This window comes from Acidimicrobiales bacterium (assembly GCA_041394185.1).
Lineage (GTDB): Bacteria > Actinomycetota > Acidimicrobiia > Acidimicrobiales > Poriferisodalaceae > JAAETH01.
The window spans coordinates 1,126,110-1,150,672 of record JAWKIQ010000002.1 but is presented as its reverse complement, the minus strand read 5'-3'; the positions used below and the strand labels follow the sequence as shown (position 1 = coordinate 1,150,672).

The following is a 24,563-nucleotide window of genomic DNA, read 5'->3' as shown; positions in this document are numbered from 1 at the left end:
CGTGGCAGACGTACTTCTAGCAGCCGACGCCGATTGGCTAATCGCCGACGTCCGGTCGGCCCTCAGCGGGCCCGAGCACACCTTGCGCGCTGTACGCACCGGTGCCGAGGTGCGCGGTCAGGTCGAACAGCAGACCCCCGACCTCGTCATCCTCGATCTGCAGATCGGCAATATGGGTGGCATCGCCGCCTGCCTCGACCTGCGGCTCGAAGAGTCGGGTGGTCGTCTCCCCCACGTTCCGGTGCTGTTGCTGCTGGACCGTGAGGCAGACGTGTTCCTTGCCGATACCACCGACGCCGAGGGTTGGCTGGTCAAGCCGTTGAGCGCATTTCGCATCCGCAAAGCCATAAACGCCCTGCTCGCCGGAGGCACCATGCACGAGAATCGAGCCGCAGGGGTTTCCTGACGCCAATTCGGCTGGCACAATTTGCAGTCCGGTTCGCCGCTTCCAACCAGGTAGCGTTGGCCGGACTAAAAACATCGGGATGTGGCGCAGTTTGGCAGCGCGCTGCGTTCGGGACGCAGAGGTCGGGGGTTCAAATCCCCCCATCCCGACCAAAACAACTGAGACACCGCAGATCCCACCCGATCTGGGGTCGAATTCAGCCCACATGCGGCACATATTCGACCCCAGATCGGGTGGGCTCGTTTCTGGCTAGTGGTCGACCGCCCAATCGGCGTAGAACGGCGGCAAATCGCGCGGCACCTCAGAGCCGAACGCCGGATCGCGCTTCTCGAGGAAGGCTGCAACGCCCTCCTTGCCATCGCCGATGCTTGTGTAGAACATCGACAGCGAGTCGACCTTGTGCGCTTCGATCGGGTGGGCGGTCGCCGAGTTGCGGTACATCATCTGGCGGGTCATCGCGACCGCGACCTTCGACCTTCCCGCCACGAACTTGCGAGCCAACCCTTGTGCCGCCGCCAGAAGGTCTTCTGGCTCGTGGACAGATCGAACCAGACCACCGGCCAGGGCTTCGTCGGCGGTGAGGATGTCGGCGCTGTAGCACCACTCGAGCGCCCTCTGCATGCCCACGATGCGCGGCAAGAACCACGTCGAGCAGGCCTCGGGGGTGATGCCGATGCGACCGAAGACAAATCCGATGCGGGCTTGGGTGGACGCCATGCGGATGTCCATGGGCAAGGTCATGGTTGCGCCGATGCCCACCGCAGCTCCGTTGATCGCGCCGATCACGGGCTTGGTGCACCTGTAGATCGACAAGGCGACCCGGCCGCCGGTGTCGCGCACCCCCGACACGATCTGTGGATCGTCGAGGCGCTCGTCCATGTCGGCCATGTCGGGCTCGAGAGACTCGTCGAGGCCGAACACGTTGCCCTCACGGGTGAGGTCCATACCCGCACAAAAGGCTCGTCCGGCACCGGTGACGACCACGGCGCCCACCGACGGGTCTGCGCTGGCCCGGTCGAAGGCTTCGACCAGTTCGTTGGCCATCTCGACCGTAAAGCTGTTGAGTGCGTCTGGCCGGTCGAGGGTGAGGGTCAAAACGCCGTCGTCGACAGACCAATCGAGGGTGTGGAAAGACATCGCACCGTTCTACACGCTGGCGCCGGGGCGGCCGGTAGCGTTCGACCACGTGAACATCGACTTCGACTCGAGAATGCGTCGCTTCGCATGGCCGCTGGTCGGCTGGACCGTGTTCGTCTGGATAAGCCGTATCCGCAACGTCTTGAACGCGGATGGCATCGACACCACGGGCAAGTTCCTACGCCTGGTCGTCGTAGCCGTGTTCCTGGGCTTCGCCGCACTGGTGGGCGCCTGGATCGTCAGAGGAACGCCCCGATGGGCTCTCGCGGCCGGATCGTTGTGGTCGGTGGGGTTCTGGCTGGTGCGCGGCATCGGCATCCTGGCCGACCCCAATCACGATGCGGGCTTCAAGGCAATACACACCGCCTTGATGCTGGCGACCTTCGCCGTCGTGGCACTGGCTTGGTACCCAGCCCGATCTCGCCGACCCGTCGCGGCCTAGCATCGAACCCATGTGCCGCAACATCACCACCCTGCGGGGCCTGGAACCCGCCGCGACGCCCGACGAGATCGAGGCCGCTGCCCGCCAATACGTACGAAAGGTAAGCGGGGTTCAAAAGACGTCGGCCGCCACCGAGGAAGCGTTCGAGATAGCGGTCGAAAAAGTCACCCGGGCAACCCTGGAGTTGCTGTCACAACTGCCCCCTCGCAAGCAACCACCAAAGACCGAGCCACCGCTGCGCCGCATCGCCAGAACCGCCTGATCTGATGCATCTGGACGAACTGCGCGACCTGATGGACGCTACCTACGGGTTGCAAGACACCCAACGGGGTGTCCCGGCGACCATCGCCTGGCTCACCGAAGAACTCGGAGAGTTGGCACAGGCGGTACGCAAGGGCACACGCGAGCAGCAGCTACACGAGCTGGGCGACGTGTTGGCCTGGCTGGCATCGCTGGCAGCCCAGCTCGACCTGTCTATGGACGAGGCGGTCGGCCGCTATGCCGACGGTTGCCCCAAGTGCGCCATGCTCCCCTGCCAGTGCGCTAGCTGAGCCGAGGAATCAGCGCCTCGGCGATCTGCACCGTGTTCAACGCCGCGCCCTTGCGCAGGTTGTCGTTGGACACGAACAGGTCGAGGCCATTCTCGAGCACCTCGTTGCGGCGGATGCGCCCGACGTACGACGGATCGTTGCCGGCGGCCTCAAGCGGCGTGGGCACGTCGGTGTAGACGACCCCAGGGGCGCCCGACAGAAGATCAATCGCCCGCTCGACCGAGATCGGGTTGGCGAACGCACACGAGATGGCGAGTGAATGGCCGGTGAAGACGGGAACCCGCACACAAGTGCCCGAGACCTTCAAGCCGGGAATACCCAGGATCTTGCGGCTCTCGTTGCGCAGCTTCTGCTCTTCGTCGGTCTCGTGTGAACCGTCGTCGACGTAGCTGCCCGCGTAGGGCAACACGTTGTGTGCGATGGTCTTGGAGAACGAACTGGGTGCCGGGAAGTCGAGGGCGCTGCCGTCGTAGGTGAGTTCGGTGGCGCGGTCGACCGTCTTGGCCAACTGCTCGCCCAGCTCGGATACACCCGCAAGCCCGGCGCCGGAAACTGCCTGGTAGGTGCTGGCGATCATCGCCGTGAGTCCAGCCTCGTCGTGGAGGGGCTTCAGCACGGGCATGGCGGCCATGGTGGTGCAGTTGGGGTTGGCGACTATGCCCTTGGGAATCGAGTCGAGAGCCGCCTCGTTCACCTCTGTGACCACGAGCGGCACGTCAGGATCCATGCGCCACCCAGAAGAGTTGTCGACAACGATGGCCCCGGCGGCTGCCACCTTGGGGGCCAAGGCCTTGGATGCCGTCTTGCCGGCCGAGAACAGGACGATGTCGAGCCCGCTGTAGTCGGCCGTGTCGGCATCTTCGACGACCACCTCGGTTTCGCCGACGGGCAGCTTTCGCCCTGCCGAACGCGCCGACGCAAAGAGGCGGATTTCGGTGAACGGGAAGTTCCGCTCGACCAGGATGCTGCGCATGACGCCACCGACCTGGCCGGTGGCTCCAACGATGCCGATTTTCATGGGCGTCAGGCTACAGGCCACCTTCTGTCGGCTGCGGTGCAATATCGGCACGACGACCCGAGCGGCGTGCCCCGTGACCTAGTGTCTGAACGTCAGGTGACTGGCAGGTGAACAGAGCACAAACGCAGGTACCGATGACGAGCACCGTTGCCAGGATCGACCAGAAGCTGCCACCCCCACTGAGAGGGGTGCTGGTGGTGGGCCTGATCTACGTATTCCTAGTGGGTGTTTCGAGCCTCGAAGCCGGCATCAAGGTGATGGGCGCCGACACCCAAGAGCGCCTCTTCTCGGCCGTCACCAACCCCATCGCTGGCCTGTCGATAGGCATCCTCGGCACGGTGCTGGTTCAGTCGTCGTCTGCGAGCACCTCGGTGATAGTGGGCCTGGTCGCGACAGGCCAGCTGGGCGTGGCCGATGCGGTGCCGATGGTGATGGGGGCCAACATCGGCACCACGGTCACCAACACGCTGGTGTCGTTGGGCCACGTGCGTCGCTCGACCGAATTCAAGCGAGCATTCGCCGCCGCCACCGTCCACGACTTCTTCAACGTGTTGGCCGTAGCGCTGCTGCTGCCCCTGGAACTGGCCTTCGGCGCCGTGTCCGAGCCGGCGAAGTGGATGAGCGAAAGGCTGGTCGGTGCCTCGGGCTCCGACTGGAAGAGCCCGGTGAAGGAGTGGGTGAAAGAGCCCGTCAACTGGGTGAAGGACTTCTGGGGTCAGTTCAGCTCGGGAAACGTCGAGGGCACCCTGGTCGTGCTGACCGGCCTGGTGATCATCCTGCTGGCCCTGACCCTGATCACCAAGAACATGCGAAAGCTCGTCGCCGAGCGCATCGAACAATCGGTCAACACCTTGCTCGGCAAGGGCGGAGGCGCAGTTGCACTGCTGCTGGGCCTGGTGATCACCGTCGCCGTCCAGTCGTCGAGCATAACGACCTCGATACTGATTCCGCTGTCGGCGGCAGGGGTGCTGTCGCTGCGCAACGCCTATCCGGTGACCCTCGGCGCCAACGTCGGAACCACCATCACCGCCCTGTTGGCTGCGCTGGCCGCGTCGAGCCCCGATTCGCTGACCGTGGGCCTCGCGCACACCACCTTCAACGTGTTGGGGATACTGGCGCTGTACGTTCTGCCGTTCTTTCGCGAGGTACCAATACGCCTGGCCGAAGGTCTCGCCGACATCGCCATCGAGCGAAGACCGTTGGCTCTCGCATACGTCCTGATCATGTTCATCGTGGCACCGCTCGTCGGCGTTGCCCTTTTCCGGTAGGTGCAAGATGGTGATGTCGTTCTTCCGCAAGGAGTCCGTGGGCCTCGATCACGTCATAGCAAAGGCGGTAGCGATGCTCAGCGACGCCAGGCATTCATTCGACCTCGCATCGAGCGCCCTGTTGTCGGGAGCCGACGCATCTGCGGTGGCCTCGGACATCCGCGACACCGACCAGCGGATAAACGAGGCCGAACGCGAACTGCGGACCGAACTCGTGGTACACGTCAGCGTCCAGGGCTCGGCCGACATAGGAGAGGTGCTTGGCCTGATCCTGTTGATCAAGAAGATCGAACGCATCGGCGATCAGGCCAAGAACATCCTGGACCTGTCAGAGAGCGGGGTGTCCTTGGCGCACTCCGATGACATCGCGGACCTCATCGCCGGACGCCAGACGGTGTCGTCTTTGTTCAACGAAGCAGCGCGCATCATCGGCGAAGAAGAAGACGTGCCCGCGGCCTTCATAGAAGCATGCACCTCGATCGGAGCCGCGTTGCAGGCCGAGATCGACAGCTACCTCACCTCGGATCGGCCGGGCCGCGAGGTGGTGCCCCGGGCCATCTATGCCCGCTATCTGAAGCGCGTCGTCGCCAACCTGCTGGGCGTTGTGCGCAGCGCCAACGAGCCCATAGCCCGCGGTGACGACAACGCCGACGCGTACAACGACCTCGACGACTGAACCCGCACCGGATCGCGCCTAGACGGCGCCTTCGTCCAAGCCGAAGTCTGAGCTAGACGGCGCCTTCGTCCAAGCCGAAGGCGGTGTGCAACACCACGGTGGCCTGATCGACGTCGGAGTCTCGCAGCACGCAGCTGATGCGGATGGCGCTGGTCGAGATCATCTCGATGTTGATGCCGACGCGCGCCAGCTCCTCGAACATCGTCGCGGCCACACCGGGGTTGGATGCCATCCCGGCGCCCACCACCGACACGCGGCCGATGGTGTCGTCGGTCGACACACCCTCGAATCCCATCTCGGCGGCCATGCGGAAGCAGATCTCCTCGGCATCGCGAGCCGATTCCTTGGGAACCGTGAACGAGATGTCGGTGCGACCGTGGTCGCTGACGTTCTGGACGATCATGTCGACGTTCACGTTGGCGTCGGCCAGGGTCCGAAACACGCGGGCGGCGATGCCCGGCTCGTCGCTGACGCCGGCAAGGGTGACCTTGGCCTGAGACGTGTCGGGCACGATGCCCTTGATGATGGCTTTCTCCACTTCGGGGCCTTCCTCGACCACCCAGGTTCCGGGTTCCCAGGTGAATGCAGAGCGGACATGGAGCGGGACACCGTATGCCCGCGCGACTTCGACCGATCTCATGACCGGCTTTGGACATCCGACGGCGGTCATCTCGAGCAGCTCGTCGAAGGAGATCTGGCTCATCTTGTGAGCCGAAGAACAGACCCTGGGATCGGTGGTGAAGACACCAGAGACGTCGGTGTAGAGCTCGCAGGCGTCTGCACCCAGACCGTGCGCCAAAGCCACGGCGGTGGTGTCGGACCCGCCACGACCCAAGAAGGTCACGTTGTGGTCTGTGGAGACGCCTTGAGCGCCGGCGACGACGGCCACACGCCCCTGATCGACGCTCTGGCGCACCCGATACGGGTCGACCGACAAGATCTTGGCGTTGCGGTGGACCGTGTCGGTGATGAAGCCGGCCTGGCTACCGGTGAACGAATCGGCCGGCACGCCTACCTCGTGCAACGCCATACACATGAGCGCGATGGCCTTGCGCTCGCCGGCGGTGATGAGCATGTCCATCTCGCGCCCGGGCGGATTCCTGGACACCGACGCGGCGAGGCGGAGCAGCTCGTCGGTCTCCTTGCCCATGGCGCTGACCACCAGCACGACCTGATCGCCGCGCGAGCGACAGCGCTTGACGTGATCGGCGACCTCGCGCATGCGATCTGGGTCGGCAACCGAAGTACCGCCGAACTTCTGAACGACTAGAGCCACGGGAGACAAAACTAGCGCCCGCGGAGCTATCGCCCGACTGTGATTTCGAGCACCCGCGCGCTGATCGCGCCAGCCCCCGATGTTGGTACCGTTTCCCGCCATGGGAACCGAGAAGCGTGAACGCCAGAAGGCCGGCCGCCAGGCCAGGCGCGAAGCCGAGATGAAGGTCGCCGCCGCCCAGCGCCGCAAGCGCGCAATCATCCGCGGCGTGGTGATAGCTGCGGTGGCGATCGGCCTGGTGCTGCTGTACAGCGTGTTTGCAGGCGACGACAACGACGACGTGGCAGCGACCGCCTCGACCACCACCGCGATCGCCGAAGGTGACACAGCCACCTCCACCACCCAAGCCGAGGCAGATGCCGCCGCCCCCGAGTGTCCACCCGAGGATGCCTCGGGCCCGCAGCTGGTCAGCTTCCCCGCTGCCCCGCCGAACTGCATCGACCCAACGGAGAAATACGTCGCCCACTTCAACACGTCGATGGGCGAGTTCGAGGTGCTCCTCGATCCTGAGATGGACGAGGTCACGGTGAATAACTTCGTGTTTCTGGCCCGCCACAACGCCTACGAAGGAGTGCTGTTCCACCGGATCATCAACGACTTCATGGTGCAAGGCGGTGACGTGCAGTTCCTCGGTGGCCGAGGCGGCCCCGGCTACAGCTTCACCGGCGGTGTGCCCGATGCGGGCCAATATCGCATCGGATCGATCGCAATGGCCAACTCGGTGGGGCCGTCCAGCAACGGAAGCCAGTTCTTCATCGTCACCGGCCCCCAGGGCGTCGGCCTGCCGCCCAACTACTCGCTGTTCGGCCAGGTGATCTCGGGCATCGAGGTGCCACTGGCGATGCAAAAGGTCGAAACCAACGCCGACGACGCACCCCTGGAGGACGTCGTCATCGAGTCGATCGAAATCAGAACCGCCACCGACGACGACATCGCCGCCTACGACGAGGCCATGGCCGGCTGACGCCTGCGGCGGCGCGCCGATTTGCCACCGACCGGGCCCTCTGCTCTGATTACCGGACAGTAAGTTGCATTAGGGGTGCAAGATGCGTATCGGAGTAGTCGGCTCAGGAATCATGGGCTCGGGAATCGCCGAGTTGGCCGCCAGCGCAGGCCACGACGTGGTGCTGAGGTCGCGCGTCGAAGAAACCGCCCACGCCACGGTCCAAAAGACTGCCAAATCGCTCGAGAGACAGGTGGGCCGAGAGCGCATCACCCGTGAACAGGCAGATGAGATTCTCGACCGAATCACGGCCACGGCTCACCTGGGCGACCTGCACGATTGCGACCTGGTGATCGAATCGATCGTCGAGGACCTGCCGACCAAGCTCGAGATGTTCGAGTACCTGGGCGAGGTGTGCAGGCCAGACACCATCATCGCGACCAACACCTCGACCTTGCCCGTGGTCGACATGGCAATGGCGACCCTGCACCCCGAGCGTGTGTGCGGAATCCACTTCTTCAACCCAGCACCGGTGATGAAGCTGGTCGAGATCGTACGGCCCATAACCGCATCGGACTCGACCATCCAGACCGCCGTCGAGTTCGCCGAGAGCTGTGGCAAGGACGTGGTCCAGGTTCACGACGAGGCCGGTTTCATCGTCAACGCACTTCTGTTCCCCTACCTGAACAACGCCGTCAAGATGTTCGAGCGAGGTATGTCCGACGCCGCTGGCATCGACCGTGCCATGAAGGGCGGGTGTGGCTTTCCGATGGGCCCACTCGAACTGCTCGACCTTGTGGGCCTGGACACCACGGTGGCCATCCTCGACGCTCTCTACGCCGAGTTCGCCGACCCCAACTACGCCCCAGCCCCCACTCTGCGCCGGATGGTGTCGGCGGGCCAACTGGGTCGCAAGTCGGGCAAGGGATTCCATAGCTACGGCTGACCAGTCCGTGGCAACATTGCGATGTGATTCGAGGCGCACACACGGACCCGGGCAGCGAGCCGATCGAGCCCCCACCCACCCGATGGTCCTTTCCACCACCCGACACCGCCGACCCAAACGGTCTGGTCGGTGCCGGTGCCGACCTCGAGCCCGGAACCTTGTTGTATGCGTACCGAACAGGGCTGTTCCCCATGCCACTGGGGCGCACCATCGGTTGGTGGTCGCCCGACCCACGGGCGATCATCCCGCTGTCGCGGTTGAAGGTCTCAAAATCGCTTCGGCAGTCGTGTCGCCGCTACAACGTCACGATGAACCGGGCCTTCGAAGAGGTGATCACCGCGTGTGCCGACCCCAGCCGGCCACACGGTTGGATCAACCAGCCAATCATCGACGCCTACACCGAACTGCACCGCGCCGGCTGGGCTCACAGCATCGAGACCTGGGACGGCGACGAACTGGTGGGCGGACTCTACGGAGTGGCCATCGGCGCATTCTTTGCGGGCGAGTCGATGTTCCATCGGGCCAACGACGCCTCGAAGGTGGCTTTGGTGGCCCTGGTCGATGCGATGAAGGCCACCGGTGGCGCCCTGCTGGACGTTCAATGGCCCACACCACACCTGCGAAGCCTCGGCGCGGTCGAGATAGACCGCAAGGACTACGTCGAGCTGCTCGAGGCAGCAGTTGCCAGGCCACTGGCCGCTGTTTGGCGCCAGCCGATGGTGTTCGCCGCCCGTACCTGACCTCATGCGCGCTGGGCTATCGCAAGCCAGCGGAAAGGCAGTCCTCATGACCGACAGACCGTGGCTGATGCGCACCTATTCGGGCCACTCGACCGCAGAGGCCTCGAATCGGCTCTACAGAACCAACCTGGCAAAGGGCCAAACCGGGCTGTCGGTGGCCTTCGATCTGCCAACCCAGACCGGCTACGACCCCGACCACCCGTTGGCGGCGGGCGAGGTCGGCAAGGTCGGGGTTCCGGTGGCGCACTCGGGTCACATCGATGCTCTCTTCGACGGAATACCGCTCGATCAGATGAACACTTCGATGACGATCAACGCCACCGCAGCATGGCTGCTGGCGCAATACATCGCCCATGCAAGGCGCAACGGCATCGAATCGACCGCGCTTAGGGGCACCACCCAGAACGACATCGTCAAGGAATACCTCAGCCGGGGCACCTACATCTTCCCGCCCGAGCACTCGCGTCGCCTGATCGTCGACATGATCGCCTACTGCTCGACACATGTCCCCAAGTGGAACCCGATAAACATCTGCAGCTATCACTTGCAGGAAGCCGGAGCCACACCAGTTCAAGAGATTGCATTCTCGCTTGCGACGGCAATCGACATCCTGGACGCCGTCCGCGACAGTGGCCAGGTGCCGGCCGATCGTTTCCCGGCGGTGGTCGGCTCGATCTCGTTCTTCGTCAACTCGGGTATCCGGTTCGTCGAGGAGGTCTGCAAGATGCGGGCCTTCACCCAGATGTGGGACCAGATCACGGCCCAGCGTTATGGCATCGAAGACCCCAAGATGCGCCGGTTCAGGTACGGAGTGCAGGTCAACTCGCTGGGCCTCACCGAACCTCAGCCCGAAAACAACGTTCAGCGCATTGTGCTGGAGATGTTGGGGGTCACGCTGTCCAAGGCCGCCCGGGCGCGGTCGATACAGCTACCAGCGTGGAACGAGGCCCTGGGTCTGCCGACCCCGTGGGACCAGCAGTGGTCACTTCGGATGCAGCAGGTGTTGGCCTACGAAAGCGACCTGCTCGAGAACGAAGACATCTTCGACGGGTCACACGTGATCGAGGCCAAGACCGCACAGCTGATCACCGACGCACTCGCCGAGATGGACGAGATCGCCGAGATGGGTGGGGCGTTCGCCGCCATCGCCGAGCTGAAATCGAGGCTGGTGCAGTCACACACGCAACGTATGCGCCGCATAGAGTCCGGCGACCAGATGGTCGTAGGTGTCAACGCCTTCACCGAAACCGAGGCGTCGCCTTTGAGTGGCGGCGACAGGATCCTGAAGGTCGACCCCGAGGTCGAACCCACCCTCATCGCCGACGTGCGACGCTGGAAGGCCAACCGCGATCAGGCTGCTGTCGACGCGGCGCTGGCGTCGGTGCGACAGGCCGCCGAAGACGGTTCGAACATCATGGAGCCGACCATCGCCGCCGCCGAAGCCGGTGTAACCACGGGCGAATGGGCCGACGTTCTGCGCTCGGTCTTTGGTGAGTACCGCGCGCCGACCGGTGTCGGGGCACCCACGGTCACCTCAGGCGACCTTCGCTCGATCGCCGACAGGATCTCGGGGTGGCCCGACGGCCCGCCCAGGTTCTTGGTAGCCAAGCCCGGCCTCGACGGCCACTCGAACGGAGCCGAGCAGGTAGCCATCGCCGCGCGCGACGCGGGCATGGAGGTCATCTATCACGGCATACGAACCACGCCCGACCAGATCGCGATAGCAGCACGCGACGAAGACGTCGACGTCATAGGCATATCGATCCTGTCTGGCTCGCACCTGCACGCAGTCCCCGAGGTGGTGGCCAAGGTTCGAGCCCTGGGTGTGGAAGCTCCCGTGATCGTCGGTGGCATCATCCCCGACGAAGACCGCGCCGTACTGATCGAGGCCGGCGTTGCGCGTGTTTATACGCCGACCGATCACGATCTGGGTTCGATCATGTCCGACATTGCCGATCTGGTCGAGACCACCAGGTCCGACGGCGCCTAGACCCAAACCAGCGCAGGGCCAAAACCTTGAGGCGACCCCTGCGCTGGTCGACGAGGAAGATGTGGCGCTGGACCCCATAACGGCCGAACGCGAATCTTCCCGAGTTGCCGACCACATCGTTCTGGTGTGGCCGAGCATCGGAGTCGTGGGTCTTGCCCTGGGTGTCGCCGGTCTGTTCTTCGAGGCTCCGGGCCTGGGATTGGCCGCCGGAATGTGTGCACTTGCGGCAGGCATCGGCGGAATGAGGCGGTCATCGGCAGCCATCTCGCCAGAGCCCAAGCAGTTGCAGGCAACCGAGATGCCCAATGTGGTCGTGCCCTCACAGGCGGCCGTGATTCAGGGTGAATTGCTCAGCGGCGAGTACTTCGATCTGGCGGTTCGCAGCAGGGTCACATCGGCCCGCAGGTTTTTGAAGCCCGTGGCCGTGGTTCGGATACGCATGGCAGGCGTCGAGGTCTCGGCACCCGCTCAGGACACCACCGTCGCCTCGATCATCGCCGAGACCCTGCGCGAGTGCGACAGCGCGTTCGTGCTGGGAGATGACGACGCGGCACTGATTCTGGAAGACACCCCCGAAAGTGGCGCAATCTGGGTCGTCGAGCGCCTGCGCCGGGCGTTCAGCGAGCAGATGTCGATGAGCGTCTGGGCGGGGGTTGCGTGTTATCCAGCCCATGCCATGGACGCCACCGAACTCCAGGCGCAAGCCGATGGGGCTTTGACGCGTGCACGCGAATGGCCTCAAGACCGCATCGAAGTCGCGTTCGCAGAGTAGGTACCGGGGTGCTCAACGCGCTCGCGCAGGCCAGCCCATCTGCGAAGTCCAGCTGCGACCGCTGAAGCGCCAGGCCACATCGGGCAAGACAGGGGCTTGTGCCGACGTGGCCACCGGGGTCAGGAACTCGAGGGCCGCAACTATCGCTGCAGCTTGCTCTTCGGTCGGAACCGGCTGGATCGAATAGGCCGTCATGGCAACTTGCACCTTGTCCACTGGAGGGGTCGGCTAGAGGGGCACGTTGCCGTGCTTGCGCTTGGGCAGCTGCTCGCGCTTGGTGCGAAGCATGCGGAAGCCCGCGACCACTCGACGCCGGGTGTCGACGGGATCGATGACGTCGTCGACGTAGCCACGCTCGGCTGCCAGGTACGGGTTGGCGTACTTCTCGGTGTACTCGGAAACCAGCTCGTCGCGGCGCTTGACCGGATCGGCGGCCTGCTGCAGCTCGCGCCTGTACAGGACCTCCACAGCACCCTGGGGGCCCATGACCGCCAGCTCGGCCGTGGGCCAAGCGAGCGCCAGGTCCGAGCCAACCGACTTGCTGTCCATCACCACGTAAGCACCGCCGTAGGCCTTGCGCGTGATGACCTGGATGCGTGGCACGGTCGCCTCGCAGTAGGCATAGAGCAGCTTGGCCCCGTGGCGGATGATTCCGCCGTGTTCTTGGTCGACGCCGGGCAGGAACCCGGGCACGTCGACGAAGGTCAGCAGGGGCAGGTTGAACGCATCGCAGAAGCGAACGAACCGGGCCGCCTTCTCAGACGACTCGATGTCGAGGACTCCGGCCAAAACGAGGGGCTGGTTGCCGACGACGCCTACCGGATGGCCGTCGATTCGAGCGAAGCCACACACGATGCTGCCGCCGAAAGAAGCGTGATATTCCATGAAGTCACCGTCGTCGACGACCTCGTGGATGACGGCCCGCATGTCGTATGGCACGTTGGGCGAGTCGGGCATGATCGCGGCCAGGCCGTCGCAGGCGCGGTCGGGGTCGTCGGTCGGTTCCTCGTAGGGCGGCAGTTCGAGGTTGTTCGACGGCAGGAATCCCAGCAGATACCTGACCTCGTCGAGTACGTGTTCTTCGTCGTCGGCGACGAAGGTGGCGACACCGGACTTGCTGGAGTGCGACTGTGCGCCACCCAGTTCTTCGAGGGTGACGTCTTCGCCGGTGACGGTCTTGACCACGTCGGGGCCGGTGATGAACATGTGCGACGTTTCGCGCACCATGAAGATGAAATCGGTCATGGCCGGCGAGTACACAGCCCCACCGGCGCACGGCCCGAGGATCACCGAGATCTGGGGGATGACACCCGATGCTTTCACGTTGCGACGGAAGATCCCGCCGTAGCTGGCCAACGACACCACACCCTCTTGAATGCGGGCGCCGGCGCCGTCGTTGAGCCCGATCATCGGGGCCCCGACCGACTCGGCCAGATCCATGACCTTGTGGATCTTCTCGGCAAATACCTCGCCGAGAGCGCCACCGAACACGGTGAAGTCCTGGGAGAACACGAACACCTTGCGACCGTCGACGGTGCCCCAGCCGGTGATGACACCGTCGGTGTAGGGACGCTCGGCCAAGCCGACATCGTGGGCGCGGTGCCGCGCCAGCAGGTCGAGTTCGTTGAAAGAGCCGGGGTCGAGCAGACGCTCGATGCGCTCGCGAGCCAGCAGCTTGCCCTTGTCGTGTTGGCGCTGCACCGCCCGCTCGGATCCGGCGTGGAGCGCCGCCTCACGACGCTCGGCCAACTCGGCTATTCGGCGTTCCATGTTGCTCGACACGGTGGTGGATCGTAGCCGTTCGGCGAGACTCGCAGAATCTCGACTCAGACTCTGTGCCCGGCGACAGGCAATCGTCTTCGGTAACACTCGAACTGCAGCACGACGATGAGCCCGAGGACCAGCACCGCGTCGCCCATGCGGCTCGATTTCAGCAAAAGGTCAAACCGATGACTGATTGAGCTCCAAACGGTTACCTGCGGGATCGTCGAGAAACGCTTGACGGCCGGCTCCGGGGATGGGCACAGGGTCGCCGACCTGAACACCCCGGCCACGAAGTTGTGCCACTGCCGCTTCGACGTCATCGACAGCAAAGGCGAAGTGTTGTCCCTTGGGTGCAACCCACCCCTCGATCTGTATGAGATGAACCTGCACCCCGTTGGCCGCCTCGAACCATGCTCCGGGGAAACCGAAGTCGGGACGGTCGATCTGGCGCAACCCCAGCACTTCGGCGTAGAAACGACTGCAGGTGGCCGCATCGTCGACGTTTATCGAGACGTGGTGTATTCCCCCGAGCATGGCGCAACGCTACCCCTTGGTCCGGCTTGCCGCCCGCTGCGCGCGCTCGGCCAGCCCAGGCGCATCGAGAGCGGCGGCGAGTTCACCGAACTCGGGCCCAGCACCCCTCCAGCACATCTCGTCCACCGAGGCGCTGACCGGCGCATCGGTTTCGATCGTGGCGATGCGCCGAAACAACAGTGCCAGCTCGAAGTCTTGGGCCAACGTGGCGGCCAGTTTTGCGGCGCCGCGAACGTTGACGTCCCACTCGGCCGAGTCGAGGGGAATCTGTTCGATCTTGCCGTAGCGCGCCAGCACGGTCGCAGCCGACTTGGCCCCCCATCCCGCCAGCCCAGGAAAACCGTCGGCGGAGTCGCCCACCAACGCCAGATAGTCGGCGATCGACGCCGGTTCGACGCCGAACTTGTCCTTGACGGCGGCCGCGTCGTAGACGACGCCCTTGCGCCTGTCGAGCTGAACCACCTTGCCGCCGACACACTGGCCCAGGTCCTTGTCTGGCGTGCAGATGAACACTCGATCGACCCGCTCGTCGGCCGACGCCATCGCTGCGGCCGCACCAAGTGCATCGTCGGCCTCGAACTCGACCATGGGCCATACCGTCACCCCCATGGCTCGAAGGGCTTCCTCGAGGGGATGAAACTGTTCGAGGATGGCTGCCTCCATCCCCGAGCTGTCCTTGTACCCGGCCCACAGCTCGTTGCGGAAGCTCTCGACGACGTGGTCGGTTGCGACCCCTACGTGGGTCGCGCCGTCTTCGATCAATCCGAGGACACTGCCCAGCACACCGCGAATGGCACCGACCTCCCGACCGTCTCCGGTGACGTGTGAAGGCAGGGCGAAGTAATACCGGAAGAGCTCGTAGGTGCCATCGATGAGGTGAACGTCCATCAACCGATGCTTGCACGCACTGGCCATACGCGCTCGCAGAACCTCAACAACGACCGCCAACCCTCCGATCGGAGGGGGTGTCAGATCGTCGCCGACAGATATCGCTGACTCGCCAGTTGCGGTTGGTGCTGCCTCTGGTGATGTTGTGGATGGTCGGAGGCGCCGCCCTGGCCGTGGCCGGCCTGCAGACGGCAATCCCCCGCGAAGAGCTGTTCCTCGACACCACGGCCATATCGGGACTCCCGTGGTACGCCGGCGTTCTGTCCAACGTCGGAATCCTCGCCTGGACGGTTGCTGCGGTGGCTGCGCTCGGCGGGGGTTGGGTCTCGTTCCAGACCCTCAGGCCTTCGGCGGGGCGCTTCCTGACCGCGGGCGGGTTGGTGGCGTCGATACTGCTGCTTGACGACCTTCTGAGACTGCACTCGAGCGTCATACCCAAAGTGCTCGGAGTGCCGAAGGCGATCGCCATGCTGCTGGTGGTCGCCCCCGCCATCTTGTGGTTCCTGGGATTCATCGACGAGGTCTTGCGTACCCGGTGGTTGGTCCTGTTGGCCGCGCTGGGAGCCTTCTTCGGTTCGGTGGCAGCCGACCAGTTGCTTCCATCTGGGCCCAACACCTTGCTCATCGAGGACGGAGCCAAGTTGCTGGGCGTATTGGCCTGGAGCCTGTACTTCGTTCTGACGACCCGCGACATCGCAACGTCGACGATCAGGGCGGCGACCACGGTCGACCCGGTGACGAGATTCGCCACCGAAACAACAGGCGAAGCTCAGCGGGTCAGCCGTGCCGAAGCAGTTCGTTGATCGAGGTCTTCGATCGGGTCTGCTGGTCGACCGTCTTGACGATGACGGCGCATGACAACGACGGCCCTGGCGTGCCGTCCGCAAGCGAGCCTCCTGGCATCGAGCCAGGCACCACCACCGAGTAGGGCGGCACCTTGCCCGTGAACACTTCACCGCTGCTGCGATCGACGATCTTGGTGCTGGCCGACAAGAACACACCCATGGCCAGCACAGACCCCTCGCCGACGACCACGCCTTCTGCCACCTCCGAGCGCGCTCCGATGAAGCAGTTGTCCTCGACGATGACCGGCTGAGCCTGTAGCGGCTCGAGAACGCCGCCCAGGCCCACCCCGCCCGAGATGTGGCAGTTGGCACCGACCTGGGCGCACGAGCCCACCGTCGACCACGTGTCGATCATCGTGCCCGACCCGACATAAGCGCCGATGTTCACGAACGAGGGCATCAGCACCACATCGCGCCCTATGTACGCGCCATGTCTAACAACGGCCGTGGGAACGGCTCTGAACCCGCCGCCCTTGAAACTCTCGGCCGTCCACCCGTCGAACTTCGAGGCCACCTTGTCCCACCAGGTTCCATGACCCGGACCGCCGCCGATGACTTGGTTGTCGTGCAGGCGAAACGACAACAGCACCGCCTTTTTGACCCACTCGTTCACAACCCATTCACCGCCGACCTTCTCGGCGACCCTCAACTCGCCGCTGTCGAGCAGATCCAACGCCTGCAGCACTGCGTAACGAACGTCACCGGTGGTGTCGGATCCGATCGATGCGATCTCGTCGAAGCCCGCTTCGACGATGGCCTGGATGTCGGTGGTTGGCATGGCTCAAGTGTTGCTCAGGTATCGTCGCAACGTGAGCATTCGTGGAGTCCACACCTGGAACGGCACGTGCACCGTACGCTGGCCGTGGGTGATGGCGGGAATCATCGCCGTCGCCGGTGTCATCTTCGGGCTGACCCTGTCGGCATGGTGGCTCATATTGGTCTTCTTCGTCACCGCCGTGCCCGCTCTGTTCTTCACCCGCCTCGACGTCACCGTCGACATGGACGGATTGGCCGTCAGCTTCGGCAGCTTCAAGTGGCCGACCAAGCGCATTTCACTGGACCAGATCGCTTCGGCCGAATCGGTCGACCTCAACCCGTGGGCGTGGGGCGGTTGGGGATATCGATGGGCTCCAGGCAAGAAGACTGCGGCCGTTCTGCGCAAGGGACCAGCCATCATGGTCACCAAACACGACGGAAGGCGCTTCGCAGTCACCGTCGACGACGCGCCGCTGGGCGCGGCGACACTTCAGTCACACATCGACGCCTTGCCTCCCAGGTAGCTCCAGGGGTGACCCGTTTCACAGCCCCTGCAGCGCGCGGTAGCTTGGGCACCCACCGCTGACCACCAAGAGGGGGCCGCCATGAAGGTGCCGTTGACGACGATGGACTTCATCCGTCGCGCCGAGCAGGTCTACGGAGACCGCGTCGGGCTGGTCGATGAACCCGACATGCCCGGCGGCGGGCTGGGTGAACTCACCTGGCGTCAGATCGCCGAGTTGGGGCGGGCCCAGGCAGCCAAACTCGACCAGCTGGGTATCGGGTTCGGCGACCGGGTTGCCATGGTGTCCCAGAACGCGGGCCGGCTGCTGACCTCGTTCTTCGGGGTGACGCCTTACGGGCGCATTTTCGTTCCCATCAACTTCCGCCTCCAGCGTCCCGAGATCGAGTACATCGTCGAACACTGCGGGGCACGCATGTTGCTCGTCGACCCGTCGCTGGAAGACATGTGCAAAGACCTCGATGTCGAGCACTTCATAGTGATGGGCACCGATTCCGATCCCCAGATGTACCTGCACGGCGTCGATCCTCAACCGTGGGAACCAGACGAGGATGCAACCGCCGTAATCAACTACACGTCGGGCACCACGGCGCGTCCCAAGGGTGTCCAGCAGACGCACCGTGCCGAGTGGCTCAACGCCACGACCTTTGGCTGGCACACAGGCGTCAGCGACTGGGACAACTATCTGCACACGCTTCCCCTGTTCCACTGCAACGGCTGGGGTATGCCCTTTGCCCTGGCCGGCATGGGCTGCAAGAACGTCATCATCCGCGACGTGCGGGGCCCCGAGATTCTGCGCCGTGTGCAAGAACACGATGTGACCTTGCTGTGCGGCGCACCCGCGGTGGTCCAGGCGATCATCGACGCGGCCGCGGAATGGGACGGACCAATCCCCGGGGCGGGCCGCACCCGCATGGTCGTGGCGGGCGCTCCGCCCCCCAGCCGAACCATCCAGCAGCTCGAGCAGGAGGTCGGCTGGGAGTTCATCCAGATCTACGGCCTCACCGAAACCGCTCCGCTGATCACCATGAACCGCAACCGCCGCGAGTACGAGGGCATGAACCCCGAAGACAAGGCGAAGGCGCTGGGACGCGCCGGCGTTCCCACGATCGGCATCCAGATCCAGGTCGACGGTCAGGGTGAGGTTCTGGCCAGGGGCAACCACATCCTCGAGGCCTACTGGGAACAGCCCGAGGCCACGGCCGAGGCCATCGTCGACGGCTGGTTCCACACCGGTGACGGTGGTGTGATGAGTGACGACGCCTACGTCACCATCTCCGACCGCAAGAAGGACGTCATCATCTCGGGCGGCGAGAACGTGTCGTCGATAGAGGTCGAAGACGCACTGTTCAGCCACCCCGATGTCACCGAGGCCGCGGTCATCGGTGTGCCCCACGAGAAGTGGGGAGAGACGGTAAAGGGTCTGGTGGTCTTGGCACCGGGCTCGACGGTGACAGAAGCCGAGCTGATCGAGTACTGCCGCACCCGTATCGCTCACTACAAGTGCCCGACGTCGATCGAGGTCCGCGACGAGTTGGCCCGCACGGCCACCGGCAAACTGCAGAAGTTCAAGCTGCGCGCCCCGTATTGGGAAGGCATGGAGCGCCAGATCAACTGAGCTCGCTGCGTGGCCTGAACGCCAAATCAATAGAGCGTTTGCTCTGGGAGTTATTGCTCCTACAATCGGTTCATGGTCTACCGGGTCGACGAGCTTGCCGCGTCATCCGATCTGTCGGTTGACACCATTCGGTACTACCAGAAGCTGGGCCTGCTGCACCCGCCGCGCCGCGATGGGCGAGTGGCGCTGTACGACCGATCGCACGCCGAACGCCTGGCCGAGGTAAAGCGTCTGAGCGACCAGGGTTTCACCCTGCAGCAGATCAAGCTTCTGGGCGAAGAAGCCGCCGACCCGCGCCTGGTTGCGCTGGCGGGTTCGACGTCGGATTACCTGACCCTGGAGGACCTGGTCGCCCGCACGGGCCTCGACAAGGACCTCGTTCGTCTGGCCGTCGATGCCGGGCTCATCGCTGCGGTGCAGGGCCAACCAGGACGCTTTGGCCACGACGCAGAGTCGATGCTGGCTGCGGCCGCCACCATCATCTCGTCGGGTCTGCCGGTCGACGAGCTGGCCGCGTTGGCGTTGCGCCATGCCGACCACGTCGACGAGGTGGTGGATGCTGCCATCGAGATCTTCCGTGGCCACCTGCCCAGTCACGACCCGGCCGAGCAGGCCGCTGCGGTCGAGCGGCTGGTTCCTGCCGTGACCGAGCTGGTCTCGCAGCACTTCCGCCGAACGCTGCTAGACAAGGCATCTGAGCGGGTCATCGCAGAGCTCGGGGCAACGACCGGCGCCCAACCCATCGAGTGTGTCTGGAGCGAGGTCGACGAGCCGGTCGACCTGGTTGCCGTGGGGCACTTCGTACGCGACGACCACCGGTTCTTGTGGCTGCGCCCGGGCGGCGGCGAGGGCATGATCACCTGGGGCCACATCGCGTCTTGGTCGCCAGACGACGGCGACGCCAACACCTTTGTTGCCACGCTCAAGCGGCGCCTGCCCGACACTCCGATGCCCCCCGTGCTTGTCGGGGGCATGGCCTTCGACCCCCACCGAACGCGCTCGCTGCCATGGTCGGGGTTTGGCTCGGGGCGGCTGATCATGTCGGCCATCCAGCTGATCAGACGGCGGGGTCGCCTGGTTCTGATGGCCTTTGGCAATGACGCAGAGCAAGCTCGGCTGCGCCACGACCACGCGTTGACCATGATCGAGGCCGCCGTGCACCGAGGTGTGCTCGACCTCGCACCGATACCACTCGACATCGTCGACCGCACCGCTGACCACTACCGCACGATCGTCGCATCCGCGGTCGAAGCCATCGGGGCCGGGCTCTTCGAGAAGGCCGTTCTGGCAAGGTCCATCGAGCTGAACGCCGAGGTGCCCCTTGGCGCCTGGCTGACCCGCCTTCGCGAGCGATTTCCCACGTGCGCTGTGTTTGCCCGAGGCGAGGGCTCACGCACCTTCTTCGGCGCGACGCCCGAAGTGTTGGTGAGGGTGGTCGGCGACCGGGTCGAGACGGCTGCTCTGGCGGGCACACGTCCGCGCTCGGCCGACCCAGACATCGACGCAAAGCTCTCGGAAGATCTCTGGAACTCATCGAAGGACCGACACGAGCACGCCCTGGTGGTAGACGAGATTCGTTCTCGGCTGGCCGACGCCGGAGTGATGCTCGATGAGGTACCAGACACCGCCATCATGAAGATCCCGGGCATACAGCACCTGCACACACCCATCTCGGGAACCCGGCCAAGCGACGTCGGCATTTTCGATCTGGTCACGCGGTTGCATCCCACCCCGGCGGTAGGCGGAAAACCCAGTGCCGAGGCGTTGTCGTGGATAGCCGACAACGAAGACCTCGACAGAGGCTGGTACGCGGCTCCGATCGGATGGTCTGATCTGGATGGTGCCGGCGAGTTTCGGGTGGGTCTGCGCTCTGGGTTGCACGGCCCCGAGCGAACGATCCTGTATGCCGGATGCGGCATCGTCGCCGGGTCTGACCCCGACGACGAGCTGGCCGAGACCAGAACCAAATTCGGTGCCCTGCTGGACGCAATTGGAGACTTCAGTTGAACGATCGCGTATACGCGTCGACCCGTGGGGCGATGGCCGAGTTGGTCGCCCATGGGGTGACACACGCAGTGGTTTCCCCAGGCTCTCGTTCCACGCCATTGACCATCGCCGCCAGATGGACACCGGGCCTGGAGGTCTCGATGCACATCGACGAGCGCTCGGCGGGCTTTCACGCTCTTGGTCTGGCCCGTGCCTCTGGCCGCCCTGTCGTGTTGATCTGCACTTCGGGCACGGCGGCTGCCAACTATCTCCCGGCCGTGATCGAAGCCCACTACACGGGCGTGCCCCTGTTGGTGTTCACAGCAGACCGGCCACCCGAGCTGCGCGACTGGGGCGCCGGGCAGACCATCGACCAGATACGGCTCTACGGGGGCCATGTGCGCCACTTCGCCGAGTTGCCCGTCGCCGGCGAAGTCGATCCTGTCCATCACCGTCTGGCAACTGTGCGGGCCGTCGAAGCCGCCATGGCTCCGCGACCGGGGCCAGCACACCTGAACTGGCCGTTTCGCGAACCGCTCGAGCCGCTGGCCACCCCCGACCAGGCACCCATCGATACGAACACAGTGCGACCGATAGCCAGGACATCGGCGCCGGCAGCGATCGACCCGGGCGAGTTGGCGCTGGTCCGCGAACTCGCCCAGCACCGGCGTGGGCTGATCGTCGCAGGTCCCCAGGACATCGACCCTCAGACCGCTGGCCACATCGGCCTGCTGGCCAGCCGGCTCGGGTGGCCCATAGTCGCCGAACCGCTGTCGCAGCTTCGACGTTCTGGAGGGGTTGCACTGGCCACCGGCGATCACCTGTTCAAGACCGGTTGGGCCGACGACCACGTCCCCGACGTGGTGCTTCGAATCGGCAACTCTCCTACGTGCAAGCCGTTGCGCCTGTGGCTCGAGCGGTGCCGGCCGAAGCACCACGTGCTGATCGATCCAGATGGCCGCTGGAACGACGCCACGTTCATCGGCGGACCGGTCCTGACGACCCCGCTTCAGGCGCTGGCTACGGCTCTCGACGTCGAACGCGGCACCACCGACTGGACCTCGACCTGGCTGGACGCCGAGGCTGCAGCCACCGAGGCCCTCGAAGGCGTCCTCGCCGGCGAACCCATGCTGGAGGCGTTGGTTGCGCGAATCGTCGCCACCGTAACGCCGGGCGAAGCCGTCCTGTACGTCTCCAACTCGATGCCGGTTCGTGACCTCGACTCGTTTGCGCCGCTGCACCCAGATCCCCCTCTGATCTTGGGCAACCGAGGGGCGTCGGGCATAGACGGTGTGGTGTCGAGCGCTGCCGGTGCGGCCAGAACCGGGCGTCCGACGGTGCTGTTGATCGGCGATGTCGCCGTCACCCACGACATCGGTGGCCTCATCGACGCGGCCCGACGCGACATCGACCTCACCTTGGTGGTTCCCAACAACGACGGCGGCGGGATCTTCTCATTCCTGCCCGTGGCGGCGTTGGGCCAGTCGGTTCACTTCGACGAGTTGTTCCACACGCCGCACGGGCCACAGCTGGCCGCTGTGCCTGGTGTGAGGCATCGCACCGTCACCACCGCTGCCGAACTGGAGCTTGCGCTGAACGAATCAATCGGTGCCGGCGGGGTCGACCTCATCGAGGTGCCCATCGACAGGCACGAGAACCTGGCCCAACATCGGCGCGTCACCGCAGCGATAGCCGAGGCCCTTCGATGACCGACAAGGTCCTGAAGATGGGCGAGGTACAGCTCGCCTACACCGAGATCGGCAATGGCCCCACCTCGGTGTTGCTGCACGGATTCACCGGCAACCGCCACACGATGGCCGACTTGGGAGATCGCCTGGGCGGCAGACGCATCCTGGTAGACCTCCCCGGACACGGCGACACCGTCTGCCCCGAAGGCGACCCCGCGTACACGATGCAAGGCCACATCGCCCTGCTGGCAGAACTTCTCGAGCAGCGCTGCGACGATCCGGTCGACCTGATCGGCTATTCGATGGGTGCCCGGGTTGCGCTGTCACTGGCGCTAGAGCGGCCCCGGCGGTTGCGCACGCTCACGCTCATCGGCGGTTCGCCCGGCCTGTCCAGCGCCAAAGAGCGCAGGCTGCGGATTGTGGCCGACACCAAGCTGGCTCACATGCTTCACGCCGAAGGCATCGAGAAGTTCGTCGATCACTGGATGGCACTGCCCATGTGGGCTTCACTGTCTGAGGCGCTGGGGCCTCAAGGTTGGGAAGACTCGAAGCGTCAGCGGCTGCAGAACGACGCCGCGGGCCTGGCCGAGAGCCTCATCGGCATCGGCACCGGGCAGATGCCCCCGCTGCACGACCGCTTGCACGAAGTCGGAATGCCCGTGCTGTTGATCGTCGGCGAACTGGACGAGAAGTTCCGATCGATAGCCGCCGAGATGGCGGCGAAGATGCCCAACGCCAAGGTCAAGGTCGCGGGCGGAGCCGGACACGCAGTGCACACCGAAAGGCCCGACGCCACCGCACGGGTCGTCAGCGACTTCCTCGGCCGCGGATGATGCTGCTGTCGCGGGCCCACTACGCGCTGCGCTCGCCGCTGGTGACGGCGCACGGTGCCATCAACAACCGCGAAGCCCTGCTCGTCGGTGCGCAGGACGGAGCCCTCATCGGATGGGCCGAGTACAGCCCGCTGCCCGGTTTCGGCATGCAGATGGACCTCAATCAGGTCGCCGCTGAAATCTCCGGCGGGCTGATCACCCCCACCGTCGAGTGGGCCCAGGCCGATCTGGCAGCGCGCTCATCTGGACGTTGGTTGGCCGAACTGTTCGGCGCCTCAGCGGTCAACCCGTCCGTTCCCGTCAATGCGACGATAGGCGACCTATCGGCACGAGAAACCGGCCAGCGGTGCCGGCAGGTGGCCGCCGAGGGCTACACGGCGGTCAAGCTGAAGGTCGCAGCCGGCGACGTCGAACGAGACATCGGCCGGGTCGAGGCCGCCCGCACGGCCCTGGGCCCGACCATCGAATTACGCCTCGACGCCAACCAGGGGTGGAACCTAGGCCAGGCACATCTCGCGCTGTCGCGGCTGGGTCAGTTCGGGGTGGCTTTCGTCGAGGAGCCCACCGCAGACACGGACGACATGGCTGAGCTGTCGGCCCACGGCGTGGGCCTGGCGCTCGACGAATCGCTCACGTCGGGGTCGGCGCTCGAGCTGGTTGCGGGGTCACCGGCCTCGGTCGTGGTCTTGAAGCCGGCCGTCGTCGGGGGTCCGGCCGCGGCGCTCGAGCTGGTGGGCTTGGCCGAGGCGGCGGGCAAGCGGGTCGTCGTCACCTCGTTCTTCGATGGCCCGATCGGCCTTTCCACCGCGTGCCACCTGGCCGCGACCCTCGACGCGCACGGTCCACATGGGGTGGGCACGGCCGGCCAGGTCGACGCGGCCTACCCGCCAGAACTCATCGCCAGGGATGGCAAGGTGACGTTGCCCGACGCGCCCGGCATCGGCATCGAAGTCGCAATTTGAC

Annotated in this window: 26 protein-coding genes and 1 tRNA gene; 19 read left to right on the top strand and 8 right to left on the bottom strand. The window is 64.9% G+C overall.

Annotated elements, in window-relative coordinates:
* Position 1: 1 nt before the first annotated feature.
* A complete protein-coding gene (locus tag R2770_13105; protein MEZ5281394.1) occupies positions 2-406 on the top strand; it encodes a response regulator in 405 nt (134 codons plus the stop codon).
* 75 nt (positions 407-481) lie between these two features.
* Positions 482-558 (top strand) — tRNA-Pro (locus R2770_13100).
* Positions 559-655: 97 nt separating this feature from the next.
* Here the strand turns inward: R2770_13100 and R2770_13095 are convergent.
* Positions 656-1,543, bottom strand: a complete 888-nt coding sequence (locus tag R2770_13095; GenBank protein MEZ5281393.1) for a crotonase/enoyl-CoA hydratase family protein — start codon at positions 1,541-1,543, stop codon at positions 656-658.
* A 49-nt stretch (positions 1,544-1,592) separates the two neighbouring features.
* On the opposite strand from R2770_13095, the gene R2770_13090 reads away from it, so the two are divergent.
* From R2770_13090 to R2770_13080, 3 genes are read left to right on the top strand one after another with little or no spacing between them, the layout of a single operon-like run.
* Complete coding sequence (locus R2770_13090; protein ID MEZ5281392.1) at positions 1,593-1,985, top strand: hypothetical protein; 393 nt, start codon at positions 1,593-1,595, stop codon at positions 1,983-1,985.
* A gap of 10 nt (positions 1,986-1,995) precedes the next feature.
* Positions 1,996-2,247: a DUF2277 domain-containing protein gene (locus R2770_13085; GenBank protein ID MEZ5281391.1), complete on the top strand. Its 252-nt coding sequence runs from the start codon at positions 1,996-1,998 to the stop codon at positions 2,245-2,247.
* Between the two features lie 4 nt (positions 2,248-2,251).
* The gene (locus R2770_13080) at positions 2,252-2,536 is read left to right on the top strand and encodes a MazG nucleotide pyrophosphohydrolase domain-containing protein (protein ID MEZ5281390.1); all 285 of its coding nucleotides are present in this window, start codon (positions 2,252-2,254) and stop codon (positions 2,534-2,536) included.
* On the opposite strand, the gene R2770_13075 is transcribed toward R2770_13080, so the two are convergent.
* On the bottom strand, positions 2,529-3,554 hold the full coding sequence (locus tag R2770_13075) for an aspartate-semialdehyde dehydrogenase (GenBank protein ID MEZ5281389.1): 1,026 nt from the start codon (positions 3,552-3,554) through the stop codon (positions 2,529-2,531). The two genes, R2770_13080 and R2770_13075, sit on opposite strands and share 8 nt — an antisense overlap.
* 134 nt (positions 3,555-3,688) lie before the next feature.
* Here R2770_13075 and R2770_13070 point away from each other — a divergent pair, with 134 nt between their 5' ends.
* Together R2770_13070 and R2770_13065 are read left to right on the top strand one after the other, a co-directional pair.
* A complete protein-coding gene (locus tag R2770_13070) occupies positions 3,689-4,822 on the top strand; it encodes a Na/Pi symporter (protein MEZ5281388.1) in 1,134 nt (377 codons plus the stop codon).
* Between the two features lie 7 nt (positions 4,823-4,829).
* On the top strand, positions 4,830-5,498 hold the full coding sequence (locus R2770_13065) for a PhoU domain-containing protein (protein ID MEZ5281387.1): 669 nt from the start codon (positions 4,830-4,832) through the stop codon (positions 5,496-5,498).
* A 52-nt stretch (positions 5,499-5,550) separates the two neighbouring features.
* On the opposite strand, the gene R2770_13060 is transcribed toward R2770_13065, so the two are convergent.
* Positions 5,551-6,774, bottom strand: coding sequence for an aspartate kinase (locus R2770_13060; protein ID MEZ5281386.1), 1,224 nt, complete (start codon positions 6,772-6,774; stop codon positions 5,551-5,553).
* Between the two features lie 100 nt (positions 6,775-6,874).
* Between R2770_13060 and R2770_13055 the strand changes: the two genes are divergently transcribed.
* The 5 genes from R2770_13055 to R2770_13035 all read left to right on the top strand — a co-directional run bounded on the left by R2770_13055 (position 6,875) and on the right by R2770_13035 (position 12,165).
* Positions 6,875-7,738 (top strand): peptidylprolyl isomerase, encoded by an 864-nt coding sequence (locus tag R2770_13055; protein ID MEZ5281385.1) that lies wholly within the window; start codon positions 6,875-6,877, stop codon positions 7,736-7,738.
* Positions 7,739-7,820: 82 nt separating this feature from the next.
* Complete coding sequence (locus tag R2770_13050) at positions 7,821-8,663, top strand: 3-hydroxybutyryl-CoA dehydrogenase (GenBank protein MEZ5281384.1); 843 nt, start codon at positions 7,821-7,823, stop codon at positions 8,661-8,663.
* A 23-nt stretch (positions 8,664-8,686) separates the two neighbouring features.
* A complete protein-coding gene (gene aat / locus R2770_13045) occupies positions 8,687-9,403 on the top strand; it encodes a leucyl/phenylalanyl-tRNA--protein transferase (GenBank protein MEZ5281383.1) in 717 nt (238 codons plus the stop codon).
* Between the two features lie 46 nt (positions 9,404-9,449).
* Positions 9,450-11,393 (top strand): protein meaA, encoded by a 1,944-nt coding sequence (locus R2770_13040; protein MEZ5281382.1) that lies wholly within the window; start codon positions 9,450-9,452, stop codon positions 11,391-11,393.
* A 61-nt stretch (positions 11,394-11,454) separates the two neighbouring features.
* Positions 11,455-12,165 carry a diguanylate cyclase gene (locus R2770_13035; protein MEZ5281381.1) on the top strand — a complete coding sequence of 237 codons (711 nt, stop codon included), beginning with the start codon at positions 11,455-11,457 and terminating at the stop codon, positions 12,163-12,165.
* 12 nt (positions 12,166-12,177) lie between these two features.
* Here R2770_13035 and R2770_13030 read toward each other — a convergent pair whose 3' ends face one another.
* From R2770_13030 to R2770_13015, 4 genes are all read right to left on the bottom strand, one after another.
* Positions 12,178-12,360 carry a hypothetical protein gene (locus R2770_13030; protein MEZ5281380.1) on the bottom strand — a complete coding sequence of 61 codons (183 nt, stop codon included), beginning with the start codon at positions 12,358-12,360 and terminating at the stop codon, positions 12,178-12,180.
* A 33-nt stretch (positions 12,361-12,393) separates the two neighbouring features.
* Positions 12,394-13,947, bottom strand: a complete 1,554-nt coding sequence (locus R2770_13025; protein ID MEZ5281379.1) for an acyl-CoA carboxylase subunit beta — start codon at positions 13,945-13,947, stop codon at positions 12,394-12,396.
* A 159-nt stretch (positions 13,948-14,106) separates the two neighbouring features.
* Positions 14,107-14,463 (bottom strand): VOC family protein, encoded by a 357-nt coding sequence (locus tag R2770_13020; protein ID MEZ5281378.1) that lies wholly within the window; start codon positions 14,461-14,463, stop codon positions 14,107-14,109.
* A 9-nt stretch (positions 14,464-14,472) separates the two neighbouring features.
* The gene (locus R2770_13015) at positions 14,473-15,351 is read right to left on the bottom strand and encodes a 5'-3' exonuclease H3TH domain-containing protein (protein MEZ5281377.1); all 879 of its coding nucleotides are present in this window, start codon (positions 15,349-15,351) and stop codon (positions 14,473-14,475) included.
* A 77-nt stretch (positions 15,352-15,428) separates the two neighbouring features.
* Between R2770_13015 and R2770_13010 the strand changes: the two genes are divergently transcribed.
* The gene (locus R2770_13010) at positions 15,429-16,154 is read left to right on the top strand and encodes a hypothetical protein (protein MEZ5281376.1); all 726 of its coding nucleotides are present in this window, start codon (positions 15,429-15,431) and stop codon (positions 16,152-16,154) included.
* On the opposite strand, the gene dapD is transcribed toward R2770_13010, so the two are convergent.
* Positions 16,129-16,974 (bottom strand): 2,3,4,5-tetrahydropyridine-2,6-dicarboxylate N-succinyltransferase, encoded by an 846-nt coding sequence (gene dapD, locus R2770_13005; protein ID MEZ5281375.1) that lies wholly within the window; start codon positions 16,972-16,974, stop codon positions 16,129-16,131. The two genes, R2770_13010 and dapD, sit on opposite strands and share 26 nt — an antisense overlap.
* Before the next feature lie 31 nt (positions 16,975-17,005).
* On the opposite strand from dapD, the gene R2770_13000 reads away from it, so the two are divergent.
* The 6 genes from R2770_13000 (at position 17,006) to R2770_12975 (ending at position 24,562) form a co-directional block, all read left to right on the top strand.
* The gene (locus R2770_13000) at positions 17,006-17,476 is read left to right on the top strand and encodes a hypothetical protein (GenBank protein ID MEZ5281374.1); all 471 of its coding nucleotides are present in this window, start codon (positions 17,006-17,008) and stop codon (positions 17,474-17,476) included.
* Positions 17,477-17,557: 81 nt separating this feature from the next.
* Entirely contained in the window at positions 17,558-19,093 is a 1,536-nt protein-coding gene (locus R2770_12995; protein ID MEZ5281373.1) for an AMP-binding protein, read from the top strand.
* A gap of 72 nt (positions 19,094-19,165) precedes the next feature.
* Positions 19,166-21,100: an isochorismate synthase gene (locus tag R2770_12990; GenBank protein MEZ5281372.1), complete on the top strand. Its 1,935-nt coding sequence runs from the start codon at positions 19,166-19,168 to the stop codon at positions 21,098-21,100.
* On the top strand, positions 21,097-22,788 hold the full coding sequence (gene menD, locus R2770_12985; protein MEZ5281371.1) for a 2-succinyl-5-enolpyruvyl-6-hydroxy-3-cyclohexene-1-carboxylic-acid synthase: 1,692 nt from the start codon (positions 21,097-21,099) through the stop codon (positions 22,786-22,788). The genes R2770_12990 and menD overlap by 4 nt, the downstream gene beginning before the upstream one ends.
* Positions 22,785-23,600 carry a 2-succinyl-6-hydroxy-2,4-cyclohexadiene-1-carboxylate synthase gene (gene menH / locus R2770_12980; protein ID MEZ5281370.1) on the top strand — a complete coding sequence of 272 codons (816 nt, stop codon included), beginning with the start codon at positions 22,785-22,787 and terminating at the stop codon, positions 23,598-23,600. Before menD ends, menH begins: the two co-directional genes overlap by 4 nt.
* Positions 23,597-24,562 (top strand): o-succinylbenzoate synthase, encoded by a 966-nt coding sequence (locus R2770_12975; protein ID MEZ5281369.1) that lies wholly within the window; start codon positions 23,597-23,599, stop codon positions 24,560-24,562. The genes menH and R2770_12975 overlap by 4 nt, the downstream gene beginning before the upstream one ends.
* Position 24,563 lies beyond the last annotated feature (1 nt).

Bases quoted from the DNA above. Each gene is read 5' to 3' on its own strand.
- R2770_13095 (MEZ5281393.1), bottom strand. From the start codon at position 1,543: ATGTCTTTCCACACCCTCGATTGGTCTGTCGACGACGGCGTTTTGACC.
- R2770_13085 (MEZ5281391.1), top strand. From the start codon at position 1,996: ATGTGCCGCAACATCACCACCCTGCGGGGCCTGGAACCCGCCGCGACG.
- R2770_13080 (MEZ5281390.1), top strand. From the start codon at position 2,252: ATGCATCTGGACGAACTGCGCGACCTGATGGACGCTACCTACGGGTTG.
- R2770_13075 (MEZ5281389.1), bottom strand. From the start codon at position 3,554: ATGAAAATCGGCATCGTTGGAGCCACCGGCCAGGTCGGTGGCGTCATG.
- R2770_13070 (MEZ5281388.1), top strand. From the start codon at position 3,689: ATGACGAGCACCGTTGCCAGGATCGACCAGAAGCTGCCACCCCCACTG.
- R2770_13065 (MEZ5281387.1), top strand. From the start codon at position 4,830: ATGGTGATGTCGTTCTTCCGCAAGGAGTCCGTGGGCCTCGATCACGTC.
- R2770_13055 (MEZ5281385.1), top strand. From the start codon at position 6,875: ATGGGAACCGAGAAGCGTGAACGCCAGAAGGCCGGCCGCCAGGCCAGG.
- R2770_13050 (MEZ5281384.1), top strand. From the start codon at position 7,821: ATGCGTATCGGAGTAGTCGGCTCAGGAATCATGGGCTCGGGAATCGCC.
- R2770_13040 (MEZ5281382.1), top strand. From the start codon at position 9,450: ATGACCGACAGACCGTGGCTGATGCGCACCTATTCGGGCCACTCGACC.
- R2770_13030 (MEZ5281380.1), bottom strand. From the start codon at position 12,360: ATGACGGCCTATTCGATCCAGCCGGTTCCGACCGAAGAGCAAGCTGCA.
- R2770_13020 (MEZ5281378.1), bottom strand. From the start codon at position 14,463: ATGCTCGGGGGAATACACCACGTCTCGATAAACGTCGACGATGCGGCC.
- R2770_13015 (MEZ5281377.1), bottom strand. From the start codon at position 15,351: ATGGACGTTCACCTCATCGATGGCACCTACGAGCTCTTCCGGTATTAC.
- dapD (MEZ5281375.1), bottom strand. From the start codon at position 16,974: ATGCCAACCACCGACATCCAGGCCATCGTCGAAGCGGGCTTCGACGAG.
- R2770_12995 (MEZ5281373.1), top strand. From the start codon at position 17,558: ATGAAGGTGCCGTTGACGACGATGGACTTCATCCGTCGCGCCGAGCAG.
- R2770_12990 (MEZ5281372.1), top strand. From the start codon at position 19,166: ATGGTCTACCGGGTCGACGAGCTTGCCGCGTCATCCGATCTGTCGGTT.
- menH (MEZ5281370.1), top strand. From the start codon at position 22,785: ATGACCGACAAGGTCCTGAAGATGGGCGAGGTACAGCTCGCCTACACC.
- R2770_12975 (MEZ5281369.1), top strand. From the start codon at position 23,597: ATGATGCTGCTGTCGCGGGCCCACTACGCGCTGCGCTCGCCGCTGGTG.